Here is a 26,695-nt window from a genome sequence, read left to right as displayed (position 1 = left end):
GCCGAGCCGCCGCCCGCCCGGACCGCGAGCAACCCGCCACCCGGCAAGCAGGCCCAGGGAACCACCCCGCTCACGCCGTCGCCGCCGAACACCCCGACCACGTACGCGCCGGGCGGACGACAGCACTACCGCTCGGGCCGCCGACCTTCGTCGTCGCTGCCCACCACCCCGCACTCCGGCGGTCCGGCGCCCGGCCGGGGCCCATCAGCGGGGACCGGCTGGTCCCGTCGTCGCCGCCGTCCACCTCATACCCCGGTGGCTTGCCGGTCGGCCGAAGCCCATCGTCGGCGGCTCACTGGACCAGGGTGGTGTGGCCGTCGGGGAACGCACCCGGGTTGCTCGGGCAGAGGTAGATCTGCAGGTTGTCGCCGTCGCCGATCTGGATCCCGGCCGGTGACGAGGCGTCCCGGCCGCCCTGCTCGGCGAGGTCCCGGTCCTCTTCGGCGACCCAGAGCCTGTCGCCGCCCCATTCCGACGAGGCGATGGTCAGCAGCGGGGCCATCCTCGCGCCGCAGTGGACGCAGTACCGGGCGACGAGGTCGGTGCGGCCCCACGGTGCCCAGCCGCCGAGCTTCCAGCCGGGGGCCATGGAGAGCTCCCCGGAGTAGAAGGACTCGGGGTAGCCCCCATAGGCGTCGTCGACCGCGGCCCCGGCCGCCCGCCACGTCTCCGGGTCCGCCAGGCGCCGCTGCGCCTGCGCGCTCAGCTCCAAGAGGTTCGGGTACTCGGTGACGGGCTCCGGCGCGAGGACGCACGGCTCGGGGACCAGGTGGTCCTCGGGGAGCAGGGGGTCGAAGTCCTCCTCGTCCTCCTCGGTCGGCTCGGGCGGGGATTCGAGCACATCGGTGACGTCGGCGGCGTTCCGCCAGAACAGCTCGGTGGTGAACTCGAACCCCGGCGGGTGCTCACTGGGGCACCACAGCACCTGGAGCAGGTCCGCGTTACAGAACGACCGCAGCAGGGGGACATCGCGCGCGTACACCTGGGCGACGGGAATCAGAGGGTAGGGCTGCCCCTCGTGCCACCGGTCGCAGGTCGGCCACGGCTCGTCGGCCGGCCACAGCAGCGGCCCGCCGACCGAGCTGTCGTGCGGGGTCGGGGAACCGGGGCGGGGGTGCAGCCGGTAGGCCGTGCGCTCCAGCGGCGCGAGCCAGGGGAAGGCCGCCGCGACGTCGACCGGCCGCGGCGGGGTGGTGCGGGTGGTGTTCATGGGCATGATGCTGCCACCCGCCTGAGACGGTCAGCCCGTCGGCCGTTCGCCGCAGACGGAGCGGACCAGCTCCTCCACCCCCGCCTTCAGGCGGGCGTCGGGCCAGTCGGCGAGGTGGTCGACGAGGTCACTGCGGACCGCCGCCAAGAGCGCGTGGGCGAGGAAGTCGGCCGACTCGGGGCCGCGCGCCTCGGCTATCAGGGCCGCCACCCGCCCGTGCCAGTGCCCGTAGGCCGCGTTGGTGTAGGGGCTTCCCCCGCCGAGGCTCTCCAGCGCGCGGGACAGCGCCCGGTTCTCGATCTTGAAGCGCAACAGCGCGTCCATGGTGCGCACCACCGCTTCGACGGGATCGACGGGATCGTCGGCCCCTGTTGCGCCCTCGAACTCCGCGGCCATGCGTTCCGTGCGCAGCTCGTAGAGCGCGCGGACCAGCCCGGCCCGGTCGCCGAAGCGCCGGAAGAGCGTCCCCTTCCCCACTCCCGCCGCGGCGGCGACGTCGTCCATCGACACGCCCGCCGGGTCGTCGGCGGAGTCGAAGAGCAGGCCTGCGGCCTGGAGCACGGCCTCGCGGTTGCGCGCGGCGTCTGCCCGCACGGAGCACCTCCTTGCTAAACGGACCGACGGTCCGCTACGTTAAGCGGACCGATGGTCCGAATCGTAGCGGACACCGCCGCTGGGCGCCGCTGGGCGCCGCCATCGCCGCAAGAATCACCGCCAGAGAAGGGCCCACCCATGCCGACCGACGCACCCGAGCGCCCCGACGCGCTCTTCCGGCGCGGCCTCGACCTCCTGCGCGCCAAGGACATGCCGGGCTTCATCGGCCTGTTCGCCGACGACGCGGTCGTGGAGTTCCCGTTCGCCCCGCCCGGCCGCCCCCGCCGCCTGGAGGGCCGCGGCGAGGTGCACCACTACCTGATCGACTACCCCGACACCTTCGACGTGCGCCGGGTCGAGGTCGACACCCTGCACACCACCGCCGACCCGGAGGTGATCGTGGCCGAGTTCTCGGCCGAAGGGGCCATCGTCGCCACCGGCGAGCCGTACGAGGCGCACTACGTCGCCGTGCTGACGGTCAAGGACGGCCGTATCGCGCACTACCGCGACTATTGGAACCCTTTGCTCGCCCTCGCGGCGGAAGGGGGCACGGCCGGATGAGCGTCCTCGTCACCGGGGGCACCGGCACCACGGGGAGCCGGGTCGCCCGGAAGCTGGCCGAGCGCGGGGTCCCGCACCGGGTCGCCAGCAGGCGCGCCGCCGGCGGCCGGGTCCCCTTCGACTGGTACGACTCCTCCACCCACGCCGGGGCGCTGGCGGGCGCGACCGCCCTGTACCTCGTCGCCCCCATCGGCGAACCCGACCCGGAGCCGGTCATGGCCCCGTTCCTGGAGCGCGCCGCCGAAGCGGGGGTGCGCCGCGCCGTCCTGCTCAGCGGGGCGCCGATCGAGCCGGGGACGCCGGGGCTCGGCCGGGTGCACTCCCGGCTCGGCGGCCTCGTCCCCGAGTGGGCGGTGCTGCGTCCGACGTGGTTCGCCGACAACTTCACCGGCGACCACCTGCAGGCCCGCCTCGCCCGCGAGCGGGGGGAGATCGTGAGCGCGACGGGGACGGGCCGGGTGCCGTTCGTCGCCGCCGAGGACATCGCCGAGGTCGCGGTGGCGGCCCTCACCGGCACCGCCCCGCACGGCACGGACCACGTCCTCACCGGCCCGCGGGCGGTGACCTACGACGAGGCCGCCGAGGCGCTCGGCCGGGTCCTGGGGCGGGCCGTGCGGCACCGCCGCCTGAGCGCGGACGAGCTCGCCGGGTTCTGGGCCCAGGAGGGCATGCGCCCGGAGTTCGCGCGCCTCCTCGCCGACATGGACACCGCGATCGCGGCGGGCGCGGAGGACCGCACCACCACGGCCGTCCTGGACACCACCGGCCGCCCGCCGCGGGCGCTGGAGGAGGCGTTCGCCGAGGCCCTGGCGGCGCGCTAGGTCCTGCCGCCCGGCTCCTCCGGCGTTGGTCTCGGGGAAGTCGGGGTAAAAACGGACAGCATAACCCCGACTTCCCCGAGATCGACGGGGGTCCGCCAGGCGGCCGGGCCTCGCGCCCCGTCACCGATCGCCGCCCCCGTGTCGTTGATCTCGGGAAATGCGCCCCTAAAAGTGGCCCGGTAGCGTCGTTCCTCCCGAGATCAACGGGGGTCCGCCAGGCGGCCCAGCCGCTCCACGGCCTCCCCGAACTCCTCCATCAGCTCGTACACGACCTGGGAGCAGGGCTTCACCCGGTCCATGCTGCCGACGATCTGGCCCACCGGCGAGGGCGTCAGGGTCGGGTGGCGGACCCGCCCGACCCGGCGCAGCGCGTCGGCGATCAGCATGAACTGCAGCGGCATGGGCAGCGTCCCCGGCGACCCCTCCTCCTCCCAGGCCCGGGTCCAGTCGTTGCGCAGCATCCGGGCGGGCTTGCCGGTCATGGAGCGCGAGCGGACGGTGTCCGACGAGGAGGCCCGGAGGATCTGCTCCAGGGCGCCCCGGGGCGTGTCGGCCTCCTCGGTGGCCAGCCACACCGACCCGGTCCACACCCCCTCGGCGCCCAGGGCCATGCCCGCGGCCATCTGGCGGCCGCGCCCCACGCCCCCGGCCGCCAGCACCGGGACGGCCCCGGCCTCGTCGACGGCCTCGGGGACCAGCACCATCGTGGACACCTCGCCGGTGTGCCCGCCCGCCTCGGTGCCCTGGGCGACGACGACGTCCACGCCCGCGTCGCACTGCTTGCGGGCGTGGCGGCGGGAGCTGGCGAGCCCGGCGACCTTCACGCCGTGCCGGTGGGCCTGCTCCACGACGTCGGGCGGCGGTGCGCCCAGGGCGTTGGCCAGCAGCCCGATGGGGTGCTTGAGGGCGACCTCGACCTGGGGGCGGGCGGTGGCGTCGGTCCAGCCGAGGAGGAACCGGTCCGCGTCGGATCCGGCCGCCTCGGGGACGCCGTGCCCGTCGAGCAGGGCGTCGACGAAGCGGCGGTGCCCGTCGGGGATGAGGGCGCGCAGCCGCTCCTGCAGCTCCTCTCCGGAGTCGGCGCCCAGTTCGGCCCCGGCGTAGGAGGAGGGCATCACCACGTCGACGCCGTAGGGGCGGCCGCCGGTGTGCGCGTCGATCCAGGCGAGCTCGGTCTCCAGCTCCTCGGGGGTGAAGTACAGGGCACCGAGCACGCCCATGCCCCCGGCCCGGCTCACCGCCGCGACGACGTCCCGGCAGTGGCTGAAGGCGAAGAGGGGCAGCTCGATGCCGAACATCTCGGTGACACGTGTGCGCATGCCGCCATGAGAACACGGAATTGAAACACGTTCTAGACCCGCAAAGCGCGCTCTTCCTGGCGGTTTCCGCACGGCAACAGAACGCGTTCCAGCAACGTCGGCCGACCCGGCGGCCGGTCAGCGCGGCAGGCGCCGCCACATCGAGCGCGGGAGCATCCGCATGCCGGTGAAGACGTAGCGCAGCACCGAGGGCACCCACACCGTCTCGCGGCCCGTGCGCAGCCCTTCGGCGACGGCGGCGGCCACCTGCTCGGCGGTGGCGGGGAACGGGGCGGCGGGCACGTGCCGGGACATCTTGGTCGGCACGTAGCCGGGGCGCACCACCATCACCCGGGCGCCGGTGCCGTGCAGGGCGTCGCCCAGGCCCTGGGCGAGGCCGTCCAGCCCGGCCTTGGCGGCCCCGTACACCAGGTTGGCGCGGCGCACCCGGACCCCGGCCACCGAGGAGACCACGACCAGGGTGCCGTGCCCCTGCTCGCGCAGGCGCGCGGCGACCGCCAGGTCCGCGGAGACGTGGCCGGTGAAGGTGGCCGCGGCGGCGTCGGCGGCCGAGGCCGGGTCGGCCTCGAAGGCGGCCTGGTCGCCCAGGACCCCGAAGGCGTCCACGACCACGTCGAGGTCGCCCGCCAGCCCGACGGCGGCGGCGACGGCGGCCTCGTGCCCCGCGGTGTCGGCGGCGTCGAAGTCGAGCGGGTGCACGGCGCGCGCCCCGGCGGCGCGGAGCCGGTCGGCCTGCTCCTTCACCCCGCCCTCCCGCTCACCTGCGGCGCCCCGGGCCGCGAGCACGACCGTGCGCGCACCGCCCCGCACCAGGCGCTCGGCGATGGCGAGCCCGATCTCGCTGCGCCCGCCCAGGAGGAGAACGGTGTCCACGGCTCCGACGGCGTTCCGCATGCCGGTCCTTCCGATCGAGTGACGTGCGCGCCCCTGCTTGGAGACAGAAGCGTCCCAGAGGCCACCGCGAAGCCGGAACCCGGGCGCCCCTACTCGGCGCCCCGCACCCAGTGGTAGCGGCGTTCCGGGCGGCCTGCGGTGCCGTACTTCAGGCGCACCACCGCCTTGCCCTCCTGGGCGAAGTGCTCCAGGTACCTGCGGGCGCTCACCCTCGACAGCCCCGTCAAGGCCGCGCACTCGGACGCCGACAGGTCCGCCTCGGTCTTCTCCAGTTCCGACCGGACCAGTGCCGCCGACTCAGGTGTCAGCCCCTTCGGCATCGACGCCGGCTTCGCCTGGCCCGATGGGGCCTTCCCTGAGGGCGGCGCGCCGAAGACCCGGTCCAGGTCCTCCTGGCCCGCCTCGCCGCCCTCCAGCACACCCCGCGCCTCCTGGTAGCGGACCAGCCGCTCGCGCAGCGTCTCCGGGGCGAACGGTTTGACGATGTAGTGCACCGCGCCGCCGTGCAGCGCCCGGCGCACCGTCTCGGCGTCCCGGGCCGCCGTGATCATCAGGACGTCCACCGGCGGCCCGTCCCCGGCGCGCAGCCGCCGCAGCACCTCGGTGCCGCCGATGTCGGGCAGGTAGACGTCCAACAGCACCAGGTCCGGGCGCAGCTCCCGGACCCGCTCCAGGGCCTCGGCACCGGTGCGGGCCTCCCCCGCCACGGTGAAGCCCGGCACCCGCTCCACCATCCTGCGGTGGACCTGGGCCACCATGAAGTCGTCGTCGACGACGAGCGTGCGGATCACCCGCGGCCTCCTTCCTCCTCCGGCACGTCCGGTCCGCCCCCGGGTCCGGCGGAGGGCAGCACGGCGGTGAACTCCGCGCCCTCCACGCGCACCGACCCTCCCCTGCGCTCGCACACCATCCGGATCAGCGCCAGGCCCACCCCGCGGCGGCCGCCCCCGCCCTTGGTACTGAACCCGCGCCGGAACACCGCCTCGGCCAGCTCCGGCGGCACCCCCGGGCCCGAGTCGCGCACCCGCACGCGCACCCCCTGCGCGGCTTCGGCCAGCTCCACCTCCACCCGGCCGCCCCGCCGCCCGCGCACCGCCTCCAGCGCGTTGTCCACCAGGTTGCCGACCACCGTCACCAGGTCGGCCGAGAGCGCCCCGTCCTGCTGGGGCAGGTCCGTCCCGGGCGCGACCACCAGCTCGGTGTCCTGCTCGGCGGCGAGGCTGGCCTTGGCGATGAGCAGCGCCGCCACCGACGGGTCGGCCACCCGCGCCGCGACGTCCTCGGTGAGCCGGGTCCGGGCGCCGCCCACCCGGGCGATGTACTCGGCCGCCTCCCCGTAGGCCTCCAGCCCGATGAGCCCGCCGATCACGTGCAGCTGGTTGCTGAACTCGTGCGCCTGCGCGCGCAGCGCCTCGGTGGCGGTGCGGGTGGCGTCCAGCTCGCCGCGCATCGCCACCAGGTCGGTGTGGTCGCGCAGGGTGGTGACCGATCCGTCGGCGCCCTGCGGCCCCAGCGGCATGCAGTTCACCGTCACCAGCCGACCGTTGATCAGCACCACCCGGTCGGGGGCCTGCCCGCGCTCGGTGAGCGCGGCGGCGGTGTCCGGTTCCACGCCCAGCTCCTCCAGCCCCCGCCCGGCGGCGCCGGCGGGCAGCCGCAGCAGGTCGGCGGCGGGCGCGTTCACCAGCGCCACCCGGCCCTGGGCGTCCACGCCCAGCACCCCCTCCCGGATGCCCTGCAGCATCGCCTCCCGGTGCCGGGCCAGCCCGGCGATCTCGCCCGGCTCCATGCCCAGCGTCTGGCGCTTGACCCGGCGGGCCAGCAGCAGCGAGCCGACCACCCCCAGGAACGAGGCCACGCCCAGGTACACGAACAGGTCGGGGGCCGACCCGGCCAGGCTGGCGGCGGGGCCGGGCACGTCCCGCCCGGCCAGCGCGAAGCCGAGCACCCGCCCGTCGTCGGCGATCACCGGGGCGTGCGCCACCACCGCGCGCTCGCCGTCCAGGTCCATCACCCCGATCCACGCCCGCCCGGACAGCACCCGGCTCTCCCCCAGGTCCAGGGGAGCCCCGGCGGCGTCGGCGCCCGCCGCCTCCGAGCCGCCCGCCCCCAGCGAGGTCAGGGCCCGCCCCCGGTCGTCGGCGACGACCAGGTGGTCGGCCCCGGCCAGCGAGCGCAGGTTCTCCGCGGTGGGCTGCAGGATGCCGACCCGGTCGGGGTCGGCCAGGCCCACCCGCACCACGTCGGTCGCGGCGGCCGCCTCGGCGACGGTGAGCATGCGTCGCCCCTCCTCGGCGCGGAAGCGGGCGTCGGCCTGGGCCAGCGACACCCCGGCCACGGCGATGAGCAGCGCGACCACGATCCCGAGCTGCAGGACCAGGAACTGCCCCGCCAGGGTGAGCCTGCCGCGCACGCGCCCCTCCTCGATCGCCGCCGACGGTGTGCCGCGCAATCGTCGCATGTCACGGACGTGCGAGGGGACCCGGCCGGGCCGGGGCGGCGGGCCGTGAACACTACGACCGGAACATCCACTACGACCACTGCCCCCGCAACCGACAGAACGCTTTTCCGGCGGATTTCCCGCTGTTTACATGTGTGTCACCTCACGTGGGCCTGTGGCCCGCGCACCATTCCCGCACCCCGTACCTGGAGACAGCATGTTCCGCGCACGTCCTGTCGCCGCGGCCGCCGCGCTGGCGTCACTGGCGCTGGCGGCCACCGCGTGTGGCACCGGCGGCGGGCAGCAGGAGGACGGCGGCCCCTGGAAGCCCGACCGCCCCATCGAGATCATCGCCCCCGCGGCCACCGGCGGCGGCTGGGACACCCTCGCCCGCACCTCCGGCCGCGTCCTGGAGGAGGGCGGCCTGGTGGACGAGCCCGTCCAGGTGGTGAACAAGCCGGGCGGCGGCGGCTCGATCGGGTGGGCCTACGTCGCCCAGACCCCCGACACCCCCACCCGCCTGTTCGTCACCAGCCCCCCGATCAGCCTCGTCCCGCTGATGGGCGGGTCGACCTACGACCATGAGGACTTCACCCCGATCGCGCGACTGGCCACCGAGAACATGGTCTACCTCGTCCCGGAGGACTCGCCCATCGAGTCGTGGGGCGACATGGTGGACCGGTTGAAGGAGGACCCGCGGCAGGTGAGCATCGCCGGAGGGTCCTCCCCCGGCAGCATGGACCACGTCGCGCTGGCCGGGGCGGTCGAGGCCGCGGGCATCGACCCCACCGCCATCAACTACGTGCCCTTCGACGGCGGCGGCGAGGCGATGACCCAGGCGGTCGGCGGCCACGTGGACGCCGTGGTCACCGGCGGCTCCGAGGCGGCCGGGCTGGTGGAGTCCGGCGACCTGCGCCCCCTGGCGGTCTCCGGCGCCGAACGCGCCTCCACCCTCCCGGACACCCCCACCCTCCGGGAGGAGGGCGTGGACTTCACCTACGACATCTGGCGCGGTGTCATGGGGCCGCCGGACATGACCGACGAGCAGGTCGCCTACTACGAGGACCTGTTCACGGACATGACCGAGGAGGAGTCCTGGAAGAAGCAGACCGAGGCGCTCGGCTGGACCGACTCCTTCATGCGGAGCGAGGAGTTCGGCGACTTCCTCGACCAGTCGAGCACGGACTCGGCCGCGATCCTCATGAAGATCGGGCTGATCGAGGACGAGGAGGGCCGATGAAGCCGTTCACCTTCTCCAACCGCGTCCTGGGCGCGGCGGTCGGCGTGCTCGCCGTCGGCTACCTCTACCTGGCGTTCACCCTGGAGGAGTTCACCGCGGTGAGCGTGCCGGTGCAGCCGGCGACGCTGCCCAAGTGGCTCGGCGCGGTGCTGCTGGTCCTGGCCGCGGTGCTGTTCTTCCAGAAGGACGACGCGGACGAGGAGGAGGACTCCGGTGAGCCGTCCGGGACCGGGTCCGACTCCGACCAGACCGGCGGCGGGGCCCCCGCGCGCCCCGCCGCCGCCCGCCCGGCGCTGGGGCGCCTGACCGACCCGCGCAAGGAGCTGGCCCTGTTCGCGGCCTCCATCGGGCTGTACATCGCCCTGCTGGAGCCGCTGGGGTTCCTCATCTCCACCACCGCCTACATCGCCGCCGCCACCTGGTACCTGGGCTACCGGCGGCACTGGGCGAACGCGCTGGTGGCCGTGGGCGTCTCGGCGGTCCTGTACTTCGCCATGTCGGACTTCCTGCGGGTCGCCCTGCCGACCGGGCCGCTGCCCTTCTGAGCCCTTTCTGACCTGAGGAGTCGCACGTGGAAACTCTGCAGCAGATGGGGGCCGGGTTCGGCGTCGCCTTCACCCCCGAGAACCTGCTCTTCGTCTTCATCGGCGTGCTCGCCGGGACCGTCATCGGCATCCTGCCGGGGCTGGGCCCGATGAGCGCGATCGCGCTGATGATCCCGATCGCCTTCGGCATGGACCCCACCACCGCCATCATCATGCTGGCCGGGGTGTACTACGGGGCGATCTTCGGCGGGTCGACGTCGTCGATCCTGCTGAACGCGCCCGGGGTGGCCGGAACGGTGGCCACCTCCTTCGACGGCTACCCGATGGCGCGCAAGGGCGCCGCGGGCAAGGCGCTGGCCATCGCCGCCATCGCCTCCTTCACCGGCGGCACCATCGGCGTGGTGCTGCTCATGCTGATCGCCCCGGCGCTGTCGTCGTTCGCGGTCAGCTTCGGGCCGGCCGACTACTTCGCGCTGATGGTCCTGGGCCTGACCGCCGTGGTCACCCTGGGCGGGCGCAACATCACCAAGGGCCTGATCGCCGCGGTGGCGGGGGTGATGGTGTCCCTGGTGGGCATCGACTCCCAGACCGCCACCCTGCGCTTCACCTTCGGCATGCCGGAGCTGTACGAGGGGGTCAAGTTCCTCATCGTGGCGCTGGGGCTGTTCGCGCTGGCCGAGGTGTTCTCGATGCTGGCCCGCCGGGGCGCCGGCGGCGCCGACGGCGCCATGAGCTCGCTCCGGCTGAACCGCCGCGAGCTGGGCCGGATCGCCGGGCCGACCGGCCGCGGGTCGATCCTGGGCTTCTTCACCGGCGTGCTGCCCGGCGCGGGCGCCACCGTGGCCTCGTTCCTGTCGTACTCGATGGAGAAGCGCATCGCCAAGGACGGCGACACCTTCGGCAGTGGCAACCCCAAGGGGGTCGCGGCCCCGGAGGCGGGCAACAACGCCGCCGCCGTCGGCTCGTTCGTGCCGATGCTCACCCTGGGCGTGCCGGGGTCGGGCACCACGGCGATCCTGCTGGGCGCGCTGCTGGTGCTGGGCGTGACGCCGGGGCCGATGATGCTCTCGGACCGCCCGGAGATGTTCTGGGGCCTGGTGGCCAGCATGTACGTGGGCAACATCGTGCTGCTGGTGCTGAACCTGCCACTGATCCCGCTGTTCGCCAAGGTGCTCAAGACGCCGCGGGCGGTGCTGATCCCGCTGGTCGTGGTCTTCTGCGTGGTCGGCGTGTACGGGCTGAGCTTCTCGGTGTTCGACCTGTGGCTGATGCTGGGCTTCGGCGTCGTCGGGTACCTGATGCGGCAGAACGGGTTCCCGGCCGCGCCGATGATCCTGGGGCTGATCCTGGGCAGCATGATGGAGCGGTCGATGCGCCAGGCGCTGCAGATCTCCTACGGTGACTGGACGACGTTCGTGACCTCGCCGTACTCGGCGGCCCTGCTGGGGCTGACCGTGGTCGTGCTGGTGTGGCCGCTGGTCAAGCGCCTGCGCAAGGGCGCACCGGCCACCGCCGCCGGCGCCCCCGCCGAGGGCGCGGAGAAGGAGGACACGACCACCACCCCGTGAGCACGAAGGAGCACGCACATGCCGGGCGGCCCCAGGTCTCCGCGACCCCTCCTCGCGGCCGGGGCCGCCCTCGTGCTGTGCGCGGCCGCGGCGCTGACCGCGCTCGCGCTGTGGGGGCCCCAGCCGCGCCCGCCGGAGCTGCGGGTGATGGTGCCCAACCCGCCGGGAGGCGGGTACGACACCACCGCGCGGGCGCTGGCCGAGGCGCTCGCCGCAGAGCCGGGGGTGCCGGGGCCGCCGGAGGTGTTCAACCTGCAGGGCGGGGCGGGCACGGCGGCCCTGGCCCGCACCGTGCACGAGGAGGGCAACGGGCGCCTGCTGCTGCAGATGGGGCTCGGCCTGGTCGCGGGGGCGCAGGTGCGCGGGTCGCAGTACACCCCCGCCGACACCACGCCGATCGCGCGGCTGCTGGAGGAGCCCGAGGTGGTCCTGGTCCCGGCCGACTCCCCCTACACCGGATTCGAGCAGCTCGCCGAGGACTGGCAGGACCCGGACACGGTGCTGCGCCTGGGCGGCGGGTCCACCCGGGGCGGACCCGACCACCTGGCCCTGCTGCTCATCGGCGAGGAGCTGGGCCTGGAGCCGGGGAGCCTGGGGTACGTGCGCCACGACGGCGGCGGCGACACCCTGGCGGCACTGCTGCGCCACGAGATCGACGTGGCGGCGGCGGGCGCGGGCGAGTACCGCCACGCGATCGCGGCCGGAGAGCTGCGCCCGCTGGCGGTGACGGGCGCCGAGCGCGTCCCCGGCATCGACGCGCCGACCCTGCGGGAGCTGGGCCTGGACCTGGAGTTCACCAACTGGCGGGGGCTGGTGGCCCCGCCGGGCATCGGCGACGCGCGCCGGAAGGAGCTGACGGGCATGCTCGCCGACATGCGCACGAGCCCGGAATGGCGCAAGGCCCTGGAGGAGAACCACTGGACCGACGCCTACCTGGAGGGCGACCGCTTCGGCGCGTTCCTGGCCGAGGAGCAGGAGACCGTCGACGACCTGCTGGAGCGCCAGGGGGTGGACTAGCCCTGTTCTCTGAGCACCGCTTGGTCTGCAAGGTCGCCGAAGACGAGATCCGCATCGCCGGGGCACCGGAGAAGTCCCCGGACCACAGCGCTTCAGGAACCGCGGACCCGCCCCGGCCGCTCGGAGGGGGCGGGTCCGCGGCTGTCCGGGGCTACGTGAAGTTCACGTCGCTGCAGATGTAGTAGTTCTGGTCCATGTGGGAGGCCTTCCAGATGGTGAAGACCACGTGGTGGCCGGTGCGGCCCGGCGCGCTGACGTCGAACGTGATGTCCTGGGCCGGGTCATAGGAGCCGGTCTCGCGCACGAGTTCCAGGTCGTCCCAGGTCAGCGGCTCGGTCTTGGGGTCGTAGCCCTGCTCGGTCACGTAGACCTGGAAGTAGTCGGCGCCGTGGCTCGCCTGGTCGTACAGGTGGAGCGAGAAGTCGGAGCCGACGTCGGTGGTCTTCCAGGCGCCGGGCTCGTCCAGCGCGTTGTAGCGGCCGCCCTCGGTCTGCCCGCCGCTGCACAGCTGCCCGTCGGGGACCGCGCCGCGGTGGTCGTCGTCGACGTTGTTGCGGTACAGGCCGTTCCAGTTCCACATGGCGTTGGGGTCGTCCTGCCACGCCTGCCAGCACATGGGGTCTTCCTGCGCCATGTCCGGGTTCAGGTGGTCGTCGCCCCAGCGCTCCCAGCAGCCGTAGTTGCGGGAGGCGGGGTCGATGATCGACCCGTGCGCGCTGGCCGGGGAGGCCCAGGGGAGCACGGCGAGCGCGGCCGCCGCGAGCAGGGTGAAGGGGGTCAGGACGCGTCGGGGGATGGGGGGATGTGCATGACCTCGCATGATGTCTCCGTGGTCCGGTGCGGGTGTCCGGGCTGTGGGAGCGCTCCCATTCCTACCCCGCGCAACGCCTCCGAAACATGGAGCGACCGGCAAGTCGGAGCCGGCTCCCGGCGACCCCCGCAGCGGCCGCCGCGGCGGCGGGGACCGGGCACCCACCCGGGAATCCATTCCCCCTCCGCCCCCGGATGACCGAATTCGGACACCAGGCGTCCAACTCCGGCCAGAATGGAACGATGCCCGGACTTCACCCGAACACCCGCTTTCCTTTTTCGTATCCGACACTGTTCGACCAGGTCAACGCGGTTGACCGACCAAAGACGCCGAGTTCGGGTGACCTCCGCCTCTTTTCCGCGGCAATCGATCATGGAAAGCGCGCTTTCCTTTTCCGCATTCCGCCGCCGATACTCGGGACAACAGAAGAACGGGGGTAGGAGTTTTGTCGGAACTTCTGGAGAAGATCACCGGCCCCGCCGAGCCGCTCGACGGCGAAGCCGGGACCGAGGCCGAGCGGTGCGCCGGGCTGACGCCCTTCCTGGACCCGCTGCGGATCCCGCCGCGCCTGGCGCCCTCCGAGCGGGAGGGCCGCGAGGGCGTCACCGTGGAGCTGCGCGCCACCTGGGTGCGCCTGCACTCCCAGCTCCCGCCCACGCGGGTGTGGGCCTACGGCGGCCACTTCCCCGGCCCGACCATCGAGGCGCGCCGGGGGCGTCCGCTCCGGATCTCGTGGACCAACCGGATCAGCGGGGGCTATCCGGTGACCGCGGCCGAGGAGCCCCGGGAGGACGGCGCGCCGCCGCCCTCCAACACCCCGGGGCGCGGCCCCAAGGCCGAGATCGTCGAGGGCGTGGACGAGCTGCCGCCGTGGATCGTCACCCACCTGCACGGCGCGGCGACCCCGGCGGGCAACGACGGGTGGGCGCAGAACGCGGTGCTGCCGGGGCGCTCGATGCTCGCCGAGTACCCGAACGACCAGCGGTCGATGACCCTCTGGTACCACGACCACGCCATGGACATCACCCGGTGGAACGTCTACACCGGGCTGCACGGCCTCTACCTGCTCCGCGATGAGGAGGAGGACGCGCTGGGCCTGCCGTCCGGGGCGCACGAGGTGCCGCTGATCATCACCGACCGCAACATCGACACCGACGACGGGGACCGGCTCACCGGCCGCCTGCTGCACAAGACCCGGATCGTCGGCCAGGACGCGGAGGGCGTCAACGTCACCCTCCCCTTCACCGGCCCCTACACCCTGGTCAACGGGGTGATCTGGCCCTACTTCGAGGCCGAGGCGCGCTGGTACCGGTTCCGGCTGCTCAACGCCTCCAACGCGCGCACCTACCGGTTCTCCCTCATCGACGAGGACACCGGCGAGGACGTCGGCTGGGCGGTGCGGCAGATCGGCACCGAGGGCGGGCTGATGGCGCGCCCGGCGCGGGTCGACGGTCCGCTGGTGGCCGCCCCCGCCGAGCGGGCGGACCTGCTGGTGGACTTCTCCCGGCTGCGCGGGCGCACGCTGCGCCTGGTCAACGTGCCCGAGGGCGCCGCGCCGGGCGAAGCCGACCCCGACGGTGGGATCCCCTTCCCGCAGGTCATGCAGATCCGGGTGGGCGAGGAGCCGGTCGCGGACGGCTTCGTGCTCCCGCCCGTGCTCTCGTCGTTCCGGCGCATCACCCATGACAACGCGCCGGAGCACGTGCACCGGCTCATCGTGCTCACCCCGCCCGGCACCGTCGGCGGCGGCGGGCACCCGGAGATGTGGGAGATGGTCGAGACCGACCCGGCGGAGGTGGAGGTCCCCTCGGACGGGGTGGTCCAGGTGCTCCGGGAGGGCGAGGAGGAGCCGCGCACCTACCGCAGGGTGTCCCGCGCCTTCGACGACGCCCTCGGGTTCATCGTCGAGCTGGGCGCCTGGGAGCAGTGGAGCTTCCTCAACCTGGCCGACCCGGCGCCGATGCACCCGATGCACGTCCACCTGATCACCTTCCAGGCGCTGGGGCGCCGCACCTTCGACGTCGGCGGGTTCGACCCGGAGGTCGGAGGCACCCGCGAGCCGGTCGTACAGATCGGCTCGGTGCCGGTCCCGGAGCTGGAGCACGGCTGGAAGGACGTGATCCGGGTCCCGGCGGCCCAGATGGCCGACGTCATCGGCCCCTTCGAGGGCGCCACCGGCAGGTACATGCACCACTGCCACCTGCTGGAGCACGAGGACATGGGGATGATGCTCCCCTTCGTGGTCCGCCCGCCCGAGCTGACGCGGTTCGACCACGGGTCCGGCGGCCGCACCGGCGAGCACACCGGCGGCCGCTGAGGGAGGCCGCGGCCCCCGCCGTCCTCCGGGGCGGCGGGGGCCGTCTCATGCCCAGGTCCCGCGCCGCCGCTCCAGGCCGTCGAGGATCAGGTCGAGCCCCGTCTCGAACTCGTCGGCGTAGGTATAGCCGGGCTTCAGCGCGAGCTCCCCGATCATCTCGGCGAGGTGCGGGTAGGCGTCGGCGGGCATCTCCTCCAGCATCGCGCCCGCCACCTCCCCGGCGCCGTCGGGCCCGGCGAAGGGCAGGCTGAGCTGCTGGAGCGTGGAGCCGTAGGTGTAGCCGTCGAGCACCGACAGCGCGTGCGCCGCGCCCGCGACGGAGAACCCGCCCGACCGCAGGCAGCCGATCGCCGCGTCGTGGCGGCGCAGGGTCGCCGGTCCGGGGCTGGTCCGCGAGTCCATCAGGCCGAGGGCCCAGGGGTGGCGGACCAGCGCCGCGCGCATGGACGCGGCCCGGCCCCGCATCGCCGGGCGCCACGCGGCGCCCTCCCCCGGGTCCTCGACCTCGGCGAAGACCAGGTCGACCATGCCGTCGAGGATCAGGTCCTTGTTGCGGAAGTGGTGGTAGAGCGACATCGCCTCCACGCCGAGCCGCTTGGCCAGGGCGCGCACGCTCGGCGCCCCCGTGCCGCCCTCGTCGGCCATGGCGACCGCCGCGCGCAGCACCTTCTCCCTGCTCAAGTTGGGGCGGCGCGGGCCGTCCACCGGCTCCGTGGTCACGGGGCTCCCTCCACTCGGGGGCGTGCGGGGGCCGGGTGTCCCGACCCCCTTGACAACCTTACACCGCAAGGCATTACCTTACAGTGCAAGGCACTGCCTTACGGTGCAAGGCACAGTGCGAAGCCCAGTGCGAGGCGCAAGGGGAAGGGGCAGGCGATGGAAGCGACAGGGGCCGGGAGGCGGATGTGCGTCGTGGGCGCGTCCGGGAAGCTCGGGCGGTACATGGTCCGGCACGCTCTCGACCGCGGATGGCGGGTCACCGGCGTGTGCCGGGAGCAGAGCGTGCCCAAGCTGGCGGACTTCGGCGACGCGATCACCGTGGTCCCGGCGGCCACCGACGACCGCGCCGCGATCGCCCGCGCGGTGGAGGGGTGCGACGCCGTGCTCACCGTCCTCGTGCCGTGGGGCGTGAAGCACTACGCCTCGGGCACCGCCCGCGCCGTGCTCGACCACGCCCCCGCGGGGGCACGTCTGGTCTTCTCGTGCGGGTGGCACATCAGCCGCGACGGCGAGGACGTGTACCCGCGCGGGACCAAGGTGTACGAGGCGGTCGTCGGCCGCCTGGCCAAGCTCGCCCGGGTGGTCGACGTCGATGACCAGGTGGCGGCCTGCCGGGCGGTGTTCGACAGCGACACCCGGTGGACCGTCGTCCGCGGCAGCGACCTGGAGGAGGGGGAGAGCCAGGGGCTCCCGGTGTGGAGGAGGCACGTCGGCGACCCCGCCCTCGCCAGCAACCGCACCCGGCGGGTGGACTACGCGCGGTTCATGGTGGAGGCGGTGGACGACGCGTCCCTGGTGCACGAGGCCCCTGCGATCGTCGGGCGGCTCACCCCGTCCGCCCTCTCCGCATGAGGCCCGGGCCGAAGGGGCTCGCGAGGATCGCCGGAGCCCTGTACCTGCTGGTCGCCGTGTTCACGATCTTCGCGGGCGCGGTGAACGCGAACGTCGTCGAACCCGGGGACGCCGCGGCCACGGCCGACGGCCTGCGCGACTCGGCCCTGCTGTTCCGCGTCGGCTTCGTCAGCGAACTGGCGGGCGCCGTGTGCTTCCTCGCCACGAGCCTGGCCCTGTACCTGCTGCTGCGGCACGTCGACCGGACGGCCGCCCTGGCCATGGTGGTCGTGGTGGCGGTCAGCGCCGCGATGCAGACCCTGAACCTCGTCCACCAGAGCGCGGCGCTGACGGTCGCCACCGGCCAGGACCACTCCGGGGCCTTCGGGCCGACGGGACCCGACCGCCTGGCCGCGCTCCTCACCGACATGTACCAGGACGGGTACCTGATCTCCCAGACGTTCTTCGGGCTGTGGCTGCTGCCGCTGGCCTACCTGGTCGCCAGGTCGGGCTACTTCCCGAAGGCGCTGGGGGCGCTTCTGGTGACCGGGTCGGCCGGCCACCTCACGGACGTGTTCTCCCGGCTGCTCGCCCCGGGCGCCGGGGCGGCGATCTCGCCCTTCGCCATGACACCTGCGGCGGTCGCGGAGATCTCGTTCATCGTGTGGCTGCTGGTCAAAGCCGCCCGGGAACCCGCGCCGGACACGGCTGCGGCCGGGAGGGCGCCCTCCGGCTAGCCTGGTGCCGTGCGCGGCACTCTCCGCTCCCTCTGGGACGAACCCCCTCCCCCGCACGTGCCCAGGCGCGGGTGGCGGGACTGGGCGCTCGTCGGCGTGTGCGCGGCGGCCGCGCTCGCCGAGGGCGCCCTGCGGCCCGACCTGCCGTGGCGGGAGGCCGCCACGGCGCTGGTCGCCGGGCTCGCGCCCGTGCTGCTGTGGCGGCGCAGCCGCCCTCTGGCCGCGGTGTCCGCCGCCTTCGTCGGCGGGGCGCTGCTCTCCCTGGCCAGCCTCGGCCGGGCCGGGGAGATGATCACCTCGGTGTACCTCCTGCTGCTGCCCTTCGCCCTGGTGCGCTGGGGCTCCGGGCGGCAGATCGCGGTCGGCGCCGCCGTCGTCGCCGTCACCGGCCCGGTCGACGCCCTCCTCGGCGCGGGGGCGTCCGGCATCGCCGACGCCGCCGGAGGCGCGGCGGTCGTCTTCGCCGCCGGAGCGCTGGGGGCGGCCCTGCGGTACCGGAGCCGGGCCCGGCGGCGCGAGCTGGAGGGCGCCCGGCTCCGCGAGCGCGAGCGGATCGCCCGCGACCTGCACGACACCGTCGCCCACCACGTCTCGGCGATGGCGATCCGGGCCCAGGCGGGGCAGGCGGTGGCACCGGACCGGCCGGAGGCCGCCGTCGAGGCGCTCGCGGTGATCGAGGCCGAGGCCGCGCGCACCCTGGCCGAGATGCGCACCCTGGTCCGGGCCCTGCGCCGGGACGACCCGGGCCGCACGGCGCCCGCCGCCCGCATCGGCGACCTGGAGGGGCTGGCCACCCGGTCGGGGCCGGGCCCCGAGGTCGCCGTCGAGGTGGCCGGGGCGTTCGACGACGTCGCCCCGGCGGTCGCCGCGGCGGTCCACCGCCTCGCCCAGGAGGCGGTCACCAACGCCCGTCGCCATGCCCGGAACGCCACCCGCATCGAGGTCCGCGTCGACGCCGCCGGCGGCGAAGGCGGCGGCGTGCGCCTGCGGGTGAGCGACGACGGCGAGCACGGCGCCCTGCACCGTGCCATTGAGGCGCCCGGGCACGGGATCACCGGGATGAAGGAGCGCGCGGAACTGCTCGGAGGCACCTGCGAGGCCGCCCCGGACCCCGGGCGCGGGTGGACCGTGACCGCCGTGCTGCCCCGGTCCGGAGGCGCCGCATGAGCATCCGGGTGGTGGTCGCCGACGACCAGGAGATCGTCCGCACCGGGCTGTGCATGATCCTGGACGCCCAGCCCGGCATCGAGGTCGCCGGGCAGGCCGCCGACGGGCGGGAGGCGGTCGCCCTGGCCCGGCGCCTGCGGCCGGACGTGTGCCTGTTCGACATCCGGATGCCCGGCACGGACGGGGTCGAGGCCACGCGCGCCCTGGCCGGGCCCGGGGTGCCGGACCCGCTCGCCGTCGTCGTCATCACCGTGTTCGACCACGATGAGCTCGTCTACGCCGCGCTGCGGGCGGGCGCCCGCGGCTTCCTGCTGAAGGACGCGGGCACCGGAATGCTCGTGCAGGCGGTGCGCGCCGCCGCCTCGGGCGAGGCGCTCATCGCCCCGGCCGTCACCGCCCGCCTGCTGGAGGCGTTCGCCGACGTGGGCCCCGCGGGGCCGCCGCGGCAGCCCGCCGGACCGCTCACCGGCCGGGAGGAGGAGATCCTCGACGCGGTGGCGCGCGGGCGCACCAACGGGGAGATCGCCGCCGAGTGCCACATCTCGCTCAGCACCGTCAAGACGCACATCGCGAGCCTGATGGCCAAGCTGGGGGCACGGAACCGCGTCGAGATCGCGATGTGGGCCTACGAGACCGGGCGCGTCCGCCCGGGGCGCGGGAGGTAGACGGGCGAGGTGGACGGCGCCGAAGGGACGGGGCCTCCCTCGTACTTTCGGCCGGTCCGGGTCCGGCCTGAACTCCGATGACCGGGTACCGGCCGGGCGGCCACGATCCCTGTATGCCGACCCTTCAGAAGAACCCGGCGCCCACCGCCCCCTCCCCCGCACGCGAGTGGATCGTGCCCGCCCTGCTGATCCTGTTGAGCGTCGTCCCCGTGATCGCCGGGGCGTTCCGTGTCGGCGAACTGGCCGCCGACGCACCGGTGACGCCGGAGAACGCCCGGTTCTTCGCCGCGCCGGTCCCGCTGGTGCTGCACATCGCGGCCGCGAGCCCCTACTGCGTGCTCGGCGCCTTCCAGTTCGTCCCGCGCCTGCGCCGCAGGCGCTGGCACCGCGTGTCCGGGCGGCTCCTGGCCCCGCTCGGGCTCACGGCGGCGCTGACGGGGGTGTGGATGACGCTCCTGTACGACGTCCCCGCGATCGACACGGGCCCGCTCGTCGTGATCCGGCTGGTGGTCGGGGCGGCGATGGCGGCGTTCATCGTCCTCGGGGTGCTGGCGGTGCGGCGCCGGGACACCGCCCGGCACTCCGCGTGGATGATCCGCGCGTACGCCATCGGCCAGGGCGCGGGGACGCAGGTGTTCACGCACCTGCCGTGGATGCTGGCCGGGGCCGAGTTCGACCAGCCGACCAGGGCGGTGGCCATGGGCGCCGGCTGGGCGGTCAACGCCGTGGTCGCCGAGTGGGCGATCCGGAGGATGCGCGGGCGCTCTCCTGGACAGGCACTCCGCTAAAGTCGACCGATGACTCTCCGCTGTGCCGTACTGGACGACTACCAGGGCGTCTCCCTGTCGATGGCCGACTGGAGCCCCCTGGAGGGCCGGGTGGACGTGCGCGTCCTGACCCGGCGCATCGCCGACCCGGACGAGCTGGCCGCCGAGATCGGGGACTGCGCGATCATCGTGGCGATGCGCGAGCGCACCCCGTTCGGCGCCGACCTGCTGCGCCGCCTGCCCCGGCTGCGGCTGCTGGTGACCACCGGCAGGCGCAACGCCTCCATCGACCTGGAGGCGGCCGCGGCCGCCGGGGTCACCGTCTGCGGCACCTCCAGCGCGGTGCACCCGACCGCCGAGCTCACCTGGGCGCTCATCCTCGGCCTGGCCCGGCACCTGCCGACCGAGGCGCGGGCGTTCCGCGAGGGCGGGCCGTGGCAGTCCACCGTCGGCACCGACCTGGACGGGCGGACGCTGGGCGTGCTCGGGCTCGGCAGGATCGGCGGCCGGGTCGCCCGCGTCGCCACCGCCTTCGGGATGGAGGTGCTGGCCTGGAGCGAGAACCTGACCGAGGAGCGCGCGGCCGACGCCGGGGCCCACCTCGCCCGGAGCAAGGAGGAACTGCTGGGCGGCAGCGACATCGTGTCGGTCCACCTGCAGCTCTCCGAGCGCACCCGGGGCCTGCTCGGGGACGCGGAGCTGCGCGCCATGCGGCCGCACGCCTACCTGGTCAACACCTCCCGCGCCGGGATCGTCGACCGCGCGGCGCTGCTGGCCGCCCTGCGCGAGGGCCGGATCGCGGGGGCCGGGCTGGACGTGTTCGACACCGAGCCCGTCCCGGACGGCGACCCGCTGCGCACGCTTCCCAACGTGCTGGCCACGCCCCACCTCGGCTACGTCACCGAGCGGAACTACCGGACGTTCTACGGCGAGGCGGTGGAGGACATCGCGGCCTTCTTGGACGGCGCGCCGGTGCGGACGCTGGCTTAGTGCGGCGGACCGGCTGACGCCGTGCGTCGGCGCCCCGCCCCTGGGGTAGTGCGGTGATCAGCGGGGTGGAAGTGCTGACCGTGCAGGTGAGGGGCGCCGGGGGGCAGGCCGATGGGCGATGCGGAAGGGGACCGGGAGGCGCGGGGCGCGGTCGTCGTGGGCCTCGTCTGCGACCCCGGGCTGCCCGCCGAGATGGCGGAGCGGCTGGCGGACCGGCTGCCCCGCGAGCTGTCCCTCGCCGTCGGCGGCGCGGTGGAGTGGCGGGTGTGCACGCGCCCCGACCCGCTGCCGCTGGACGAGCACGGCGACATCCCCCTCGCCTCGACCGCGCGCCGGCTGCGGCGCCGGGAGGGCTGGGACCTGCTGGTCGCGCTGACCGAACTGCCCCGGCGGGTGGGCACCCGGCCGCTGCTGGCCAGCATCGACACGGGCGCGCGGGCCGGCCTGGTGTCGGTCCCGGCAGCGGGGTGGCCGCTGTCCTTCCGGCGGGTCCGCCAGACCGTCATTCACCTGGTGGGGAGGCTGTACGGCGGGACGTGCGGCGGCCCGCCGGGGCGCACGGAAGGGCGGAGGCGGCCGGCGCCGCCCCCGTCGTCGGCGCGGCGTTTCACCTCGCCCGACCCGGAGTCCATGGACGAGTCGCTGGAGCTGGTCGGCACCCGCGGCAAGGTGCGGCTGCTGACGGGGATGGTGCGCGCCAACCGCCCGTGGCGGCTGCTGCCCAGCCTGTCCAGCGCCATCGCGGCGGCGGTGGCCACCAGTTCCTTCGGCGTCTTCTACAACTCGATCTGGCAGATGGCCGACACGCTGCACCCGGCGCGGACGGCCCTGCTCAACGTGTTCGCGGTGGTCGCCTTGGCCGCCTGGCTGATCGCCTACAACGGGCTGTGGGAGGAGCCGGACGGCGAGCGCCTGCGCCGGGAGGTGATGCTGTACAACGCGTCCACGATCTGCACGGTGGGAGTGGGCGTGCTGTGCATGTACGCCCTGCTGTTCACGGTGACGCTGGCCGAGGCGCTCGTCGTCATCGACGCCTCCTTCATGGAGTCCGTGCTGGGGCATCCGACCGGGGTGAAGGAGTACCTGCTCATCGTCTGGATGGCCAGCTCCATGGGGACGGTGGCCGGGGCGCTGGGGTCCACCTTCGAGAGCGAGGCGGCGGTGCGCGCCGCCGCGTACAGCAAGCGGGAGCGCGAGCGCCGGGAGCTCTTCGAGGAGGAGCGCAGCGATGAGGAGCACGGAGAGGAGGCGGAGCAGGAGGGCTCCGGGGGTCAGGCCTCCTGAGCGTCCGGCGCGACGGGCTGCCGGAGGACGGTCTTGAGCCTGGCGGGGGCGGTGCGGCGCGGGTCGCTGAGGTAGACCTCGTGGTGGTGGCCGGTCATGCGCAGGCCGTTGGCGGCGAGGTACTCGTCGTGCAGGCGGGCGAGGGCGGGGCCCTCGTCGTCGTAGGGGCCGATGTGCAGGAGCTGGGCGCCGGTGCCCTCGTGCAGGTCCACCCGCAGGACGTCCGCGATCGCGGGAAGGCCCTTCTTGTCCTGCGCGGCCGCCTTGGCGTCCTCGACGAGGCCGTCGGGGACCCAGGCGGGGAGGCAGATGAGCATGCGCCACCGCCAGGCGTCCTTGTCGCGGGTGATGAACACGCGGGGGTCGTCGGCCCACCAGAGCCCTTCGAGCGGGGCGACGACGAAGTCCCGGCCGAGGGTGCGCTTTGCGGCGAACTTGGCGGTGTAGGCGACGGAGTAGAGCGCTTCGACGGCACCGGCGTAGGCGGCGCTGGTGTTGGGGTCGCCGCGCCCGTCGACGGCGATGAACCGCTGCGGGGGCACGTCGACGAGGGCCCAGTCGGTGTTCTTGGGCGCGTAGAGGTGCTTGAGGTCGCGCTTGACGTCGTAGCGGTCCATGCCCGCCCGCCTCCCGGGGACGCTCCGTCGGTCCTGGGACATGTTCGCAGACGGCACCGACAAAGCCGGGCACGCTGTGTACGGCGCGGCACACCGGGCTATACGCAGCGAAAAGCGGCGGCTAGACTCCCTGCGGGATCGAGTTCGAAGAGGCCTCGCCGGAATCGGCGGGGCCTCTCCTGCGTCCGCACCAGAGGGTCAGATCTCGCCGTGCTTCGCGGCCTCGATGAACGCCTGCCACTCGGGCGAGCCGAAGTGCAGGGAGCCGAGGTCACGATGCCTCGTGTCGCGCATCGCGCTCGTTCCGGGGGCGTCCGCGACCTCGACGCAGTCGTTCGTCTTCGAGTACGAGGACTTGCGGAACCGGCCGGACACCTCATTGATGATGATCGAGTTCATGGCTTCTCTCTACGCAAGCTTGCTCTTCAGGTAGGCCAAGGACCGGGGCGGTTTCATCGCGGCCACCTGGATGTGGAGGAGGAGTCTGCGGTACCGCTCAACCTCGGCCGCCTCCTCCAGATAGAGACCGTCCGTATCGGTCTCGATGTACACGAGCGGGTTCATGCCTTCGTCGAAGTCAAGAAGTACGAAGGGGCCTCCGATTCCCGCGTGAAGGCCCGCTTCGATGCCGAGCACCTGGACCGTGACCGAGTTCGATCGGTCTTCGGCCACGCTGACCAGGTACTCGACCTGCTCACGCATCATCGCACCGCCACCGAGGCGGAGCAGCGCGGCCTCATCGATGACGGCCCACAGCTCCGGCTGGTCCGGGTCGGTGAGGATGGCCTGCCGCTGCCGCCGCGCGTCGATGACCCGCTGCACGTCGTCCGCATCGTAAATGAGCGTGGCCTCGGTGATCGCTCGGATGTAGGAGGGGGTCTGCAGCAGTCCGGGGATCAGCGCGGGCTGATAGGTGCCGATGCTCCGGGCGGCGGCCTCGAATCCGGGGAAGCGCCCCGTGAAAACGTCGTCGTAGCGGGTCCACCAACCGGATTCGCGCGCCGCACGCGCCAACCCCAGGATCGCCTCACGCTCACGCTCGTCGCTGACCCTGTAGAGCTCCAGCAGCGCTCGAACGTCTGTCACCAGCGGCTTCTTTCGGCGCCCCGTCTCGATGTGCCCGAGGCGCGCACGTGACCACTCCAGACGCTCGGCGGCCTCCTCCACCGTCATCCCCGCCGCCGCGCGCAAGCGCCGCAGCTCGTTCGACAGCTGACGGCGCTTGATCGTTGGACTGTCCGGCATCGCACCCCCATCTTCACGAGCTGGTCCAGCGTATCCGCGCCAATCAGAATTGGACATTTCACCCTCTACGATACCTACGGTACTTTTTACTTTCTACATTGATCTCCTTGAAAACGTAGCGGCTACATTGCATCCTTGGTGGCAACTCGATCCCATGCCGGACCACCCATCCGGCCGATCCCCTTGGGGGAACCATGTCCTACCTGCGGTCTCTATGGTCCCTGCTGACGACGCCGCGGCCCCCGCGCCCGCGTGGCCGTCACGCACGGCCCCGACCCGGCGGCCCCGCCCACAACGACGGCCTCGACGCGCTCCGCGCCGAGCTCGCCCCGCTCGTCCGCGAGCTGCTGGCGGTCCGGCCGGAGGTGGCCCGATGAGCGTCTCCTACACGCTCCCCCGGCTCGAAGGCGGCGATTACGCCCGCTTCGTCGAACTGGCCCTGCACTACGCCCCTGCCTGGGGACTCGGCTACACCACCGACGGCGCGGCGCTGCTCTTCACCGCCCAGCACGCCCGGCACGACTTCGAGGTCGCCTGCCATGACCTGGCGTCCTTCGCCGCCGCCCTCGAACAGGCCGACGACCGCCTGCGCCGCCTGCCGCCGACGCCCGGCCCCCACCAGGCCCACGACGCGGACCAGGCGTCCGGGGAGCGTCGCCACCTCGCGGAACCGGCCGCCCCGGCCCCCGCCCCCAGGGCGTCCCCGACCGTGGCGCGTGGAACTCCTCCACAGCCGCGTCCGACCGGCTGCCGATTCGCGAGAACACCGCGCGCCTGACCTCCCGCACCCGCTGTCGGCCCAGTCGACCCCCGGGCCGACGGCTCCCCGGCCGCCCAGTTCGGAGGGCAGCGGCGGCCACCCGCCCGGCGAGGGTTCGTGGGTCCCTCGCCGGGCGGTCCTCCCTCGTCCGCACCCACCCGCTTACTTCGCGAAGACGAGTGCCCCGCCCCCGGCGACCGGGAATCATGAACGGAAGCCTCTCCGGCTCCCGACTCCTCCTTCGCCTGACGACCACGCCCCCTGAGAGGTGACCGATGGCCAAGCATGAAGGCCCTCCGAAGGACATGCCGAAGCCGCCACCACCGCCCCCGCCGCCGCCCGGCAGGCACGAGAAGTGAGCATGCCCCCTGTGCCCGCCTCCGAAGAACTGATCAGCATGCTTCTGGAGGCGGGCGCGCTGACCCCCGAGTGGGCACCGGCCTTCAAAGAGCTGCCCCGGTCCGCATTCCTCCCTGAGAAGATGTGGGCCTTCGACACCCGCACCGGGCAGAGCAGCCTGGTGGACCGCACGGCGTCGCCCGAGTCATGGACCTATTGGGCCACAGCCGATGCACCGATCACCGTGCAATGGGACGACGGCGCATACGGGTCGCCCCGGCACGGCACGGTCCCCACCTCTTCGGCGTCGATGCCTTCGGTCGTGGCCTCCATGCTGCGCGACCTCGACGCCCACCCCGGGATGACCGTCCTGGAACTGGGGACCGGCACCGGATGGAACGCGGCCCTGCTCGCCCACCGGCTCGGACCGCACGCGGTGACGAGCATCGAGGCCGATCCGGAGATCGCGCGCGCCGCCAGGGACAACCTCCGCCGGGTCGGCGGGGACGTGCACGTCGTGGCTGGCGACGGACTGCTCGGCGCCCCGGACCGCGCACCCTTCGACCGGGTGATCGCGACCTTCGGCCTGCGCACGGTTCCGGCTACCTGGGTGACCCAGACCCGCCCGGGCGGCATCCTCCTGGTGCCCTGGGGAACCGACTTCTCGCCCCAGGACGCCGTGGCGCGGTTGGTCGTCGCAGAGGACGGGCTGAGCGCTTCGGGCCGCTTCACGGGACCGGTGCAGTTCATGAAGGCGCGGTCGCAGAGGCTGGCATGGCCCGGCGGAGACAGGCACGTTCACGACTGGCCGGGACGGACCTCGACGACATCCCTGACCGCCGATGACATCGCGCCGAAGGACCCCTACGGATCACCTGCCTTCGTGCTCGGCCTGCTGGTCGATGAGGCGGTCCACGTGCGCCATGACGACGAGCACCGCACGGTCGTCTGGGTCTACGGCCTGTCCGATCGGTCCTGGGCGGCGGCGGTCTTCGACGGCGACACGGGCACGGGCCGGGTCCACCAGTCCGGACCGCGCTCCCTCTGGGACGACGTCGAAGCGGCGTGGACGTGGTGGGAGCGGCAGGGTCGCCCCGGCGTTGAGGAGTTCGGCCTCACGGTGACCGCCGACGGCGCGCAACAGGCATGGCTGCGAGCCCCGGATCGGCTGTTGCCACGGCGATCGGCGTGACGTTCTTCAGGAAGCCCAACGGCGTCGAACCCCTCTAACTCCTC

At 73.7% G+C, this 26,695-nt stretch carries 27 protein-coding genes; 16 read left to right on the top strand and 11 right to left on the bottom strand.

The window, feature by feature from the left end:
- Positions 1-292: 292 nt before the first annotated feature.
- Both O4U47_RS19530 and O4U47_RS19525 read right to left on the bottom strand, forming a co-directional pair.
- Positions 293-1,210, bottom strand: a complete 918-nt coding sequence (locus O4U47_RS19530; protein ID WP_270679346.1) for a YwqG family protein — start codon at positions 1,208-1,210, stop codon at positions 293-295.
- 30 nt (positions 1,211-1,240) lie between these two features.
- Positions 1,241-1,804, bottom strand: coding sequence for a TetR/AcrR family transcriptional regulator (locus O4U47_RS19525; protein ID WP_270679345.1), 564 nt, complete (start codon positions 1,802-1,804; stop codon positions 1,241-1,243).
- 138 nt (positions 1,805-1,942) lie between these two features.
- On the opposite strand from O4U47_RS19525, the gene O4U47_RS19520 reads away from it, so the two are divergent.
- Positions 1,943-2,365 (top strand): nuclear transport factor 2 family protein, encoded by a 423-nt coding sequence (locus O4U47_RS19520; protein ID WP_270679344.1) that lies wholly within the window; start codon positions 1,943-1,945, stop codon positions 2,363-2,365.
- Complete coding sequence (locus tag O4U47_RS19515; protein WP_270679343.1) at positions 2,362-3,186, top strand: Rossmann-fold NAD(P)-binding domain-containing protein; 825 nt, start codon at positions 2,362-2,364, stop codon at positions 3,184-3,186. Before O4U47_RS19520 ends, O4U47_RS19515 begins: the two co-directional genes overlap by 4 nt.
- A 200-nt stretch (positions 3,187-3,386) precedes the next feature.
- Here O4U47_RS19515 and O4U47_RS19510 read toward each other — a convergent pair whose 3' ends face one another.
- The 4 genes from O4U47_RS19510 to O4U47_RS19495 all read right to left on the bottom strand — a co-directional run bounded on the left by O4U47_RS19510 (position 3,387) and on the right by O4U47_RS19495 (position 7,860).
- Complete coding sequence (locus tag O4U47_RS19510; RefSeq protein ID WP_270679342.1) at positions 3,387-4,505, bottom strand: NAD(P)H-dependent flavin oxidoreductase; 1,119 nt, start codon at positions 4,503-4,505, stop codon at positions 3,387-3,389.
- Between the two features lie 117 nt (positions 4,506-4,622).
- Complete coding sequence (locus O4U47_RS19505) at positions 4,623-5,399, bottom strand: decaprenylphospho-beta-D-erythro-pentofuranosid-2-ulose 2-reductase (RefSeq protein ID WP_270679341.1); 777 nt, start codon at positions 5,397-5,399, stop codon at positions 4,623-4,625.
- A gap of 89 nt (positions 5,400-5,488) precedes the next feature.
- Positions 5,489-6,190, bottom strand: a complete 702-nt coding sequence (locus O4U47_RS19500; RefSeq protein WP_270679340.1) for a response regulator — start codon at positions 6,188-6,190, stop codon at positions 5,489-5,491.
- The gene (locus O4U47_RS19495; RefSeq protein WP_270679339.1) at positions 6,187-7,860 is read right to left on the bottom strand and encodes a sensor histidine kinase; all 1,674 of its coding nucleotides are present in this window, start codon (positions 7,858-7,860) and stop codon (positions 6,187-6,189) included. Before O4U47_RS19495 ends, O4U47_RS19500 begins: the two co-directional genes overlap by 4 nt.
- A gap of 196 nt (positions 7,861-8,056) precedes the next feature.
- Here O4U47_RS19495 and O4U47_RS19490 point away from each other — a divergent pair, with 196 nt between their 5' ends.
- From O4U47_RS19490 to O4U47_RS19475, 4 genes are read left to right on the top strand one after another with little or no spacing between them, the layout of a single operon-like run.
- Positions 8,057-9,079 (top strand): tripartite tricarboxylate transporter substrate binding protein, encoded by a 1,023-nt coding sequence (locus O4U47_RS19490; protein WP_270679338.1) that lies wholly within the window; start codon positions 8,057-8,059, stop codon positions 9,077-9,079.
- A complete protein-coding gene (locus tag O4U47_RS19485; protein WP_270679337.1) occupies positions 9,076-9,624 on the top strand; it encodes a tripartite tricarboxylate transporter TctB family protein in 549 nt (182 codons plus the stop codon). The genes O4U47_RS19490 and O4U47_RS19485 overlap by 4 nt, the downstream gene beginning before the upstream one ends.
- A gap of 26 nt (positions 9,625-9,650) precedes the next feature.
- A complete protein-coding gene (locus tag O4U47_RS19480; RefSeq protein ID WP_408638996.1) occupies positions 9,651-11,192 on the top strand; it encodes a tripartite tricarboxylate transporter permease in 1,542 nt (513 codons plus the stop codon).
- An 18-nt stretch (positions 11,193-11,210) separates the two neighbouring features.
- Positions 11,211-12,209 (top strand): tripartite tricarboxylate transporter substrate-binding protein, encoded by a 999-nt coding sequence (locus O4U47_RS19475; RefSeq protein ID WP_270679336.1) that lies wholly within the window; start codon positions 11,211-11,213, stop codon positions 12,207-12,209.
- Positions 12,210-12,360: 151 nt separating this feature from the next.
- Here O4U47_RS19475 and O4U47_RS19470 read toward each other — a convergent pair whose 3' ends face one another.
- The gene (locus O4U47_RS19470; RefSeq protein ID WP_270679335.1) at positions 12,361-13,029 is read right to left on the bottom strand and encodes a lytic polysaccharide monooxygenase auxiliary activity family 9 protein; all 669 of its coding nucleotides are present in this window, start codon (positions 13,027-13,029) and stop codon (positions 12,361-12,363) included.
- Positions 13,030-13,465: 436 nt separating this feature from the next.
- Here O4U47_RS19470 and phsA point away from each other — a divergent pair, with 436 nt between their 5' ends.
- On the top strand, positions 13,466-15,337 hold the full coding sequence (gene phsA, locus O4U47_RS19465) for an O-aminophenol oxidase PhsA (RefSeq protein WP_270679334.1): 1,872 nt from the start codon (positions 13,466-13,468) through the stop codon (positions 15,335-15,337).
- A gap of 45 nt (positions 15,338-15,382) precedes the next feature.
- On the opposite strand, the gene O4U47_RS19460 is transcribed toward phsA, so the two are convergent.
- Positions 15,383-16,057 (bottom strand): TetR/AcrR family transcriptional regulator, encoded by a 675-nt coding sequence (locus tag O4U47_RS19460; protein WP_270679333.1) that lies wholly within the window; start codon positions 16,055-16,057, stop codon positions 15,383-15,385.
- A 156-nt stretch (positions 16,058-16,213) separates the two neighbouring features.
- On the opposite strand from O4U47_RS19460, the gene O4U47_RS19455 reads away from it, so the two are divergent.
- The 7 genes from O4U47_RS19455 to O4U47_RS19425 all read left to right on the top strand — a co-directional run bounded on the left by O4U47_RS19455 (position 16,214) and on the right by O4U47_RS19425 (position 22,498).
- A complete protein-coding gene (locus tag O4U47_RS19455) occupies positions 16,214-16,909 on the top strand; it encodes an NAD(P)-dependent oxidoreductase (protein ID WP_270679332.1) in 696 nt (231 codons plus the stop codon).
- Positions 16,906-17,625, top strand: a complete 720-nt coding sequence (locus O4U47_RS19450) for a DUF4386 domain-containing protein (protein WP_270679331.1) — start codon at positions 16,906-16,908, stop codon at positions 17,623-17,625. The genes O4U47_RS19455 and O4U47_RS19450 overlap by 4 nt, the downstream gene beginning before the upstream one ends.
- Before the next feature lie 9 nt (positions 17,626-17,634).
- A complete protein-coding gene (locus O4U47_RS19445) occupies positions 17,635-18,792 on the top strand; it encodes a sensor histidine kinase (protein WP_270679330.1) in 1,158 nt (385 codons plus the stop codon).
- The gene (locus tag O4U47_RS19440) at positions 18,789-19,457 is read left to right on the top strand and encodes a response regulator (RefSeq protein ID WP_270679329.1); all 669 of its coding nucleotides are present in this window, start codon (positions 18,789-18,791) and stop codon (positions 19,455-19,457) included. The genes O4U47_RS19445 and O4U47_RS19440 overlap by 4 nt, the downstream gene beginning before the upstream one ends.
- A gap of 113 nt (positions 19,458-19,570) precedes the next feature.
- A complete protein-coding gene (locus O4U47_RS19435) occupies positions 19,571-20,245 on the top strand; it encodes a DUF2306 domain-containing protein (protein WP_270679328.1) in 675 nt (224 codons plus the stop codon).
- A gap of 9 nt (positions 20,246-20,254) precedes the next feature.
- Positions 20,255-21,214, top strand: a complete 960-nt coding sequence (locus tag O4U47_RS19430) for a D-2-hydroxyacid dehydrogenase family protein (RefSeq protein WP_270679327.1) — start codon at positions 20,255-20,257, stop codon at positions 21,212-21,214.
- A gap of 111 nt (positions 21,215-21,325) precedes the next feature.
- Positions 21,326-22,498, top strand: coding sequence for a hypothetical protein (locus O4U47_RS19425; RefSeq protein ID WP_270679326.1), 1,173 nt, complete (start codon positions 21,326-21,328; stop codon positions 22,496-22,498).
- Here the strand turns inward: O4U47_RS19425 and O4U47_RS19420 are convergent.
- The 3 genes from O4U47_RS19420 to O4U47_RS19410 all read right to left on the bottom strand — a co-directional run bounded on the left by O4U47_RS19420 (position 22,486) and on the right by O4U47_RS19410 (position 24,360).
- Positions 22,486-23,115 (bottom strand): GyrI-like domain-containing protein, encoded by a 630-nt coding sequence (locus O4U47_RS19420; RefSeq protein ID WP_270679325.1) that lies wholly within the window; start codon positions 23,113-23,115, stop codon positions 22,486-22,488. The two genes, O4U47_RS19425 and O4U47_RS19420, sit on opposite strands and share 13 nt — an antisense overlap.
- 198 nt (positions 23,116-23,313) lie before the next feature.
- On the bottom strand, positions 23,314-23,514 hold the full coding sequence (locus O4U47_RS19415; protein WP_270679324.1) for a DUF397 domain-containing protein: 201 nt from the start codon (positions 23,512-23,514) through the stop codon (positions 23,314-23,316).
- Positions 23,515-23,523: 9 nt separating this feature from the next.
- Positions 23,524-24,360, bottom strand: a complete 837-nt coding sequence (locus O4U47_RS19410; RefSeq protein WP_270679323.1) for a helix-turn-helix domain-containing protein — start codon at positions 24,358-24,360, stop codon at positions 23,524-23,526.
- 373 nt (positions 24,361-24,733) lie between these two features.
- On the opposite strand from O4U47_RS19410, the gene O4U47_RS19405 reads away from it, so the two are divergent.
- Complete coding sequence (locus tag O4U47_RS19405; RefSeq protein WP_270679322.1) at positions 24,734-25,138, top strand: hypothetical protein; 405 nt, start codon at positions 24,734-24,736, stop codon at positions 25,136-25,138.
- Positions 25,139-25,481: 343 nt separating this feature from the next.
- Entirely contained in the window at positions 25,482-26,651 is a 1,170-nt protein-coding gene (locus O4U47_RS19400) for a methyltransferase domain-containing protein (RefSeq protein WP_270679321.1), read from the top strand.
- Positions 26,652-26,695: the final 44 nt, after the last annotated feature.

This window comes from Nocardiopsis suaedae, from assembly GCF_027706745.1.
GTDB classification, from domain to species: domain Bacteria; phylum Actinomycetota; class Actinomycetes; order Streptosporangiales; family Streptosporangiaceae; genus Nocardiopsis_A; species Nocardiopsis_A suaedae.
The sequence above is the reverse complement of the archived record's forward strand: the minus strand, read 5'-3'. Positions and strand labels throughout refer to the sequence as shown.

Coding starts and splice junctions, on each gene's coding strand:
- O4U47_RS19510 (WP_270679342.1), bottom strand. CDS start 4,505: ATGCGCACACGTGTCACCGAGATGTTCGGCATCGAGCTGCCCCTCTTC.
- O4U47_RS19485 (WP_270679337.1), top strand. CDS start 9,076: ATGAAGCCGTTCACCTTCTCCAACCGCGTCCTGGGCGCGGCGGTCGGC.
- O4U47_RS19495 (WP_270679339.1), bottom strand. CDS start 7,860: ATGCGACGATTGCGCGGCACACCGTCGGCGGCGATCGAGGAGGGGCGC.
- O4U47_RS19440 (WP_270679329.1), top strand. CDS start 18,789: ATGAGCATCCGGGTGGTGGTCGCCGACGACCAGGAGATCGTCCGCACC.
- O4U47_RS19430 (WP_270679327.1), top strand. CDS start 20,255: ATGACTCTCCGCTGTGCCGTACTGGACGACTACCAGGGCGTCTCCCTG.
- O4U47_RS19415 (WP_270679324.1), bottom strand. CDS start 23,514: ATGAACTCGATCATCATCAATGAGGTGTCCGGCCGGTTCCGCAAGTCC.
- O4U47_RS19470 (WP_270679335.1), bottom strand. CDS start 13,029: ATGCGAGGTCATGCACATCCCCCCATCCCCCGACGCGTCCTGACCCCC.
- O4U47_RS19505 (WP_270679341.1), bottom strand. CDS start 5,399: ATGCGGAACGCCGTCGGAGCCGTGGACACCGTTCTCCTCCTGGGCGGG.
- O4U47_RS19400 (WP_270679321.1), top strand. CDS start 25,482: ATGCCCCCTGTGCCCGCCTCCGAAGAACTGATCAGCATGCTTCTGGAG.
- O4U47_RS19425 (WP_270679326.1), top strand. CDS start 21,326: ATGGGCGATGCGGAAGGGGACCGGGAGGCGCGGGGCGCGGTCGTCGTG.
- O4U47_RS19530 (WP_270679346.1), bottom strand. CDS start 1,210: ATGAACACCACCCGCACCACCCCGCCGCGGCCGGTCGACGTCGCGGCG.
- O4U47_RS19405 (WP_270679322.1), top strand. CDS start 24,734: ATGAGCGTCTCCTACACGCTCCCCCGGCTCGAAGGCGGCGATTACGCC.
- O4U47_RS19455 (WP_270679332.1), top strand. CDS start 16,214: ATGGAAGCGACAGGGGCCGGGAGGCGGATGTGCGTCGTGGGCGCGTCC.
- O4U47_RS19420 (WP_270679325.1), bottom strand. CDS start 23,115: ATGGACCGCTACGACGTCAAGCGCGACCTCAAGCACCTCTACGCGCCC.
- O4U47_RS19490 (WP_270679338.1), top strand. CDS start 8,057: ATGTTCCGCGCACGTCCTGTCGCCGCGGCCGCCGCGCTGGCGTCACTG.
- O4U47_RS19475 (WP_270679336.1), top strand. CDS start 11,211: ATGCCGGGCGGCCCCAGGTCTCCGCGACCCCTCCTCGCGGCCGGGGCC.
- O4U47_RS19435 (WP_270679328.1), top strand. CDS start 19,571: ATGCCGACCCTTCAGAAGAACCCGGCGCCCACCGCCCCCTCCCCCGCA.
- O4U47_RS19515 (WP_270679343.1), top strand. CDS start 2,362: ATGAGCGTCCTCGTCACCGGGGGCACCGGCACCACGGGGAGCCGGGTC.
- O4U47_RS19520 (WP_270679344.1), top strand. CDS start 1,943: ATGCCGACCGACGCACCCGAGCGCCCCGACGCGCTCTTCCGGCGCGGC.
- O4U47_RS19410 (WP_270679323.1), bottom strand. CDS start 24,360: ATGCCGGACAGTCCAACGATCAAGCGCCGTCAGCTGTCGAACGAGCTG.
- O4U47_RS19450 (WP_270679331.1), top strand. CDS start 16,906: ATGAGGCCCGGGCCGAAGGGGCTCGCGAGGATCGCCGGAGCCCTGTAC.